The sequence below is a fragment of the Xenorhabdus aichiensis genome, assembly GCF_028598775.1.
Classification (GTDB): Bacteria; Pseudomonadota; Gammaproteobacteria; order Enterobacterales; family Enterobacteriaceae; genus Xenorhabdus; species Xenorhabdus bovienii.
The window spans coordinates 1-5,420 of sequence record NZ_JAQRFO010000086.1 but is presented as its reverse complement, the minus strand read 5'-3'; the positions used below and the strand labels follow the sequence as shown (position 1 = coordinate 5,420).

At 56.8% G+C, this 5,420-nt stretch carries 1 protein-coding gene; it reads right to left on the bottom strand.

The genetic code is table 11. The annotated features are described in order from the left end of the window. The coding region (locus PSI22_RS20650; RefSeq protein ID WP_273581374.1) for a non-ribosomal peptide synthetase at positions 1 to 5,420 on the bottom strand (5,420 nt) is incomplete at both ends.

Below are 5,420 nucleotides of genomic sequence, written 5' to 3'. Positions count from 1 at the left end.
CCGACCCAGTTAGCCGCCAGCAGTTCCCACACCGAAACATCAAAGGTATAAGGGGTTTTTTGCAGCACGTTATCCGCCGCATTTAAGGCATATCGGGATTGCATCCAGCATAGGCGGTTCATGACGCTTTGGTGCGTCAGCATGACCCCTTTCGGCTGACCGGTCGTTCCTGAGGTGTAGATGATGTACGCCAGATCCGTGGCTCCGTTTATCGGCACCGGATTGTCCATTGGCCGGCCTGCGGTCACCGACGGATCATCCGCCGCGATCAGTGACAGCGTGTGCGTGTATTCCCCCAGCGCCGTCAGGTGCCGCTGCTGGGTCACCACACATGAAGACCCGGTGTCGGCCAGAATAAACCGGACCCGCTCCGGCGGATATTCCGGGGACACCGGCACATAGGCGCCCCCGGCTTTCAGTACCGCCAGAATACTGATGATCATCTCCAGGCTGCGATCGAGGTACAAAGCCACCGGCGTGTCTGCCGGCATCGGCGCATTACGCTGCTGCTGATAACGTTCGCGGATCACAACCGCCAGCTGGTTCGCCCGCTCATTGACCTGCCGATAAGTCAGCGTTTCTCCCTCAAACACCAGTGCCACATTATCCGGTGTGGCGACCACCTGAGCCTCAAACTGCTGTTGCAACGTCCGGCTCTGCGGATACGGCACGTCAGTCTGGTTCCAGCGGTGCAGCAGAGTATGGCGCTCCTGTGCGGACAACACGTCAAGCCCGGCCAGAGGCTGCTTCTGATCGGCGACAAACGCCATCAATACCCGCTGATAGATATCTGCCATTCGCGCTATTGAGGACTCGTCAAACAGACTTACCGCGTAATTTATGCCACCGGCAATATTGGCCTGCTCCCCGGCCATAAACAGGCTCAGGTCAAACTTGGCGGGGCTGTATAAAACCCCGGCCAATTTCACCGGGCTAAACGGCAGATTTGCCCTGCTTTGCCCGCCCTCATTCAAATTCTGTACCCCAAACATAACCTGGAAAATAGGGTGGCGGGCGGTGTCGCGCTCAATCTCCAGCGCATCAACCAACTGCTCAAACGGCACATCCTGATGGGCCTTAGCCTGAGCAATCACTGTGTGGGTCTGTTTAATCAGCTTTTCCACGCTGCCGGCCGGCTCAAGCTGCGCCCTCAAGACCAGCGAGTTGACAAACATCCCAATCAGCGGCTGGGTTTGCGCATGGTGCCGATTGTCGGTCGGGGTTCCCAGCACGATGTCGTTCTGGCCGGACAGTTTCGCCAGCGTGACGTAAAACGCACTGAGCAGAACGGTATACAGGGTAGTTTCCTGCGTTTTTGCCAGCGTCTTCAGTTGATCCGAAAGCCCGCTCCCCAGCGCAAAATTGAAATCCCGGCCCTGATAATTCACCTGTGTCGGCCGGTTCCGGTCCGTTGGCAAAGACAGCGGTTCATAACCGGCCAGAGTCTGCTGCCAGTAGGCCAGCTGGCGTTCACGCACCTCGCCCTGCAAATAGTCACGCTGCCATCTGGCATAATCCCCATAGGTGATTTCCAGTGGCGGCAGCGGGCTGTCACGGCCTTCCCGCAGGGCAGAGTAAATTTCCGCCAGTTCATCCATAAAAATATCGACGGACCAGCCATCAATGGCAATATGGTGCCACATCATCAATAAATAATGATGTTCGGCCACCCGGTAGTGACACAGGCGCAGCCCCGGCTCTGCCGTCAGATCGAACGGAGTAGCCAGCTCCGTGCCCACCGCTTGCAAGAGCGCATCAAACGCCTCACAAGACTGTGACCGGAGAACCAGATTACCTTCCAGTACCTGCTGGTAGGCCTGCCCCTCGTCGTCATTACGGTAGACCGTTTTCATCACCGGATGGCGCTCAACCACCCGATGAATGGCCGTTTCCAGAAGGGATAAGCAGGCCCCATCATTGAGCTGTACCAGATAAGGGATATGATAGGCATGGGTTCCCTGCTCAAACTGTTCAATAAACCGCATCCGCTCCTGAGCAAATGACAGCGGGTAGCGCGCCAGTTCAACGTGGGGGATCACCGTGCAGGCCTGCTGTCCCATCTGTGCAGCCAGCCCGGCAATAGTTTTTAACTCAAACACCTGTGCCAGAGAGACTTCCACGGCCAGAACACGGCGAATGGCGGCTGTCAGCTTAATGGCTATCAGAGAATTACCCCCGATCCGGAAGAAATTATCCTTAATGCCGACCCGCTCCAGCCCCAATACGTCCTGCCAGACGGCACACAGCTGAGTTTCCAGCGCATTACGCGGCGCCACATAATCGTCCCGGTTTCCCCACATCGGGGCAGGCAACGCCCGGCGATCCAGTTTGCCATTCAGGGTCAGGGGCACCGACTCAATCCGGGTAAAGCTCGAAGGCACCATGTAGTCCGGCAGGCGGGCGGACAGGTACGTCATCAAGGTTTCATCCGACAGCCCCCCGTCCGTGACCAGATACGCCGCCAGGGCTTTGTGGCCCTCATGCTCGCAGTCAATCACCACCGCCTGTTTCACCTGCGGGTGCGAGGCCAGCACGCTTTCAATTTCCCCCAGCTCAATGCGGTAACCGCGGATCTTGACCTGAAAATCATTGCGCCCCAAGTATTCCAGCGTGCCGTCCGGCCGCCAGCGCACCCAATCGCCGGTTTTATACAGGCGGGTGTAGCCGCGCGCCTGATCTTCCGCCGTGGCAAACGGGTTCGCCACAAAACGCTCCGCCGTCAGCGTCGGCCGGTTCCAATACCCACGGGCCAGCCCCGCGCCCCCGATATACAGTTCCCCCGGTGCACCGATGGGAGACAGGTTGCCTTCACCATCAAGGACATACAGACGGGTGTTATCAATGCCCTTACCGATCGCCCGGTCCCCGTCCTGCAATAAGTTTTGGGTGGCGCACACGGTGCCTTCGGTGGGGCCGTACTGGTTAAATAGCGTGACATCCGGCGGTAGATTCAACGCATTCAGCGCTTCGCCGCCAGTATGGATGACCTGCAAGGTTGAGCGGGCCAGTTCGTCAGCAAAATGATTCATCAAGGCAGTGGGAATAAATGCCTTGGTAATGTTGTTCGTATTGATAAAAGCCAGCAGTTGTTCGCTGTCCGCTATCACGGCCGCTGGTGCGATAAAAATCGTCGAACCCGCCATCAGAGCTGGGAAGAGTTCAAACACCGATGCATCAAAAACGTAATTAGAAAAGAATAACGCCTTTACCGTTTCCCCCAGTAAATGTGTTCGGGCAATAAACTGGGACAGATTCACCACGCCCGCATGTTCAACCATCACTCCCTTCGGCTGGCCGGTCGTTCCCGAGGTGTAGATGATGTACGCCAGATCCGTAGAGGTATTCACCGGAGCAGGATTATTCACTGGCCGACCTGCGGTCACGGACAGATCATCCGCCGCAATCAGTGACAGCGCGTGGGGATATTCCCCCAGAGCCGTTAAGTACCGCTGCTGAGTCACCACGCACGGGGCTGCGGTGTCGGTCAGAATAAACCGGGTTCGCTCGGGCGGATATTCCGGCGAGATCGGCACGTAGGCGCCGCCGGCTTTTAGTACCGCCAGCATGCTGATGACCATGTCCAGACTGCGATCCAGATACAGCGCCACTGGCGTGTCTGCCGACATCGGCGCATTGCACTGCTGCTGATAGCGTTCACGGATCACAACCGCCAGCTGGTTCGCCCGTTCATTGACCTGCCGGTAGGTCAGCGTTGCCCCCTCAAACACCAGCGCCACGTTATCCGGCGTGGTTGCTGCACGGGCTTCAAACTGCTGTTGCAGGGTGTGGCTCTGCGGGTACGGCACGTCGGTCTGATTCCAGCGGTGCAGCAGGGTATGGCGCTCGTCGTCACTGAGGAACCTCACCGACGAGTGCGGCTGGTACGGATCGCGGGCGACGGTATGTAAGATGCGCTCAAGCTGGCACAGTAAACGCCGCGCCTGTTCGCCCGTCAGCCAATCTTCCCCATAACTCAATTTCACGGTCAGGCTGTCACCCTGTTCATAGGCCATCAGTAACACCGGATAATCCACTTTTTCGATGGCCTGACGGAATGCCAGCGTGTTTTCAATGCCTGTCCCGTGCTCGCTCATCACCGGTGCCGGGTAGTTTTCAAAGACCAGCAGGCTGTGGAATAAACGCGCCCCGTCGGGCTGCAAACTGGCCAGTGACACCGCGCTGTGGCTGTTGAGTGCCGCAATATCGTTCTGGATTGCCTGTAAAACGGCCAGCACGCTGCCGGCAGGCCCCCATTGCACTGTCAACGGCAGGGTATTGATATACAGCCCGACACTGGACTCAATCCCGTCTACCGGTACATCTCGCCCGGACACCACGGTGCCGACAAGGGTCTGCTCATCCCCGCAGTAACTGTGCAGTAATTTATGCCAGGCAAATTGCAGCACCACATTCAGCGTTATTCCGTGCTCCCGGCACATCGTCTTGAGCTGCCCATAGGCGTTTCCCTCTACCGTCAGCACCTGCTCGGCCGGGTTTTCGACCGTTTTTATCTGCGCCAGGTCAATCCCGTGACTTAACAACGCAGAAAGATCATTCGCCCCCTGAAACTGGGTTTTGCGTTCAGCCCAATACGCCTCGGAGGCCTCCTTATGATCAAGATGATACTGCTGAGTCGCCAGATAAGCCGTGTCCCCCCCTTTCGGGAGGACCCGTCCCTGCACCAGCGCATTGTAATACTCATGCACGGTCTGCAATAAAATCGGATTACTCCAGCCATCGGCAATACAGTGATGCTGAGTGATCAGTACCGTCGCCAGCTGTGCCTGCTGCCTGATTAAAGTGAAACGGATTAACCCGGGCTGGCTTAAATCAAAAGGCTGGGCCCGGTCATTTTGCTGGAGTTCTTCAATCGCCCGATCCCATTCTTCTGGCGGCAATGGACTGATATCTTTGATCATGAAATTGGTCGATCCGATACTGGCACCCTCTGTCACAATCTGCAACACCTCTCCTTCCCAGTCAAAGGCCGTCCTGAGGACAGGGAAGCGCAGTGAAGCCAGTGTCCAGGCCTGCTGGTAGACCGCAAAATCCAGCCTGTCGTGATAATCCAACAGTAACTGCACTCGATAAGCATCATCCTGCGGTTGAGCCAGATAATGATAAACAAAACCCTGCTGCAAACTGGTGGCGGGATACAACGCTTCAATCTGATACCTCTGCTGAAAGCGACTCAACCGCTCGATTGAAACGCCTTTAATTCCATAATCACTGGGGGTTTTTATTCCGCCCAACCGGGCCTGTTTTTGGCCGGCCGTGATGACGGTGGTGAGTGCCTGCTCAAGTGCCGTGATAAATACCTGAGTCTGGGCCGGTGACAAACGGGATCTCACACTGAATTGCAGGCTTCCCGCCTGAACCGCCCCATTGATATCCAGCAGCAAAGGATTGGGGTTATCGCT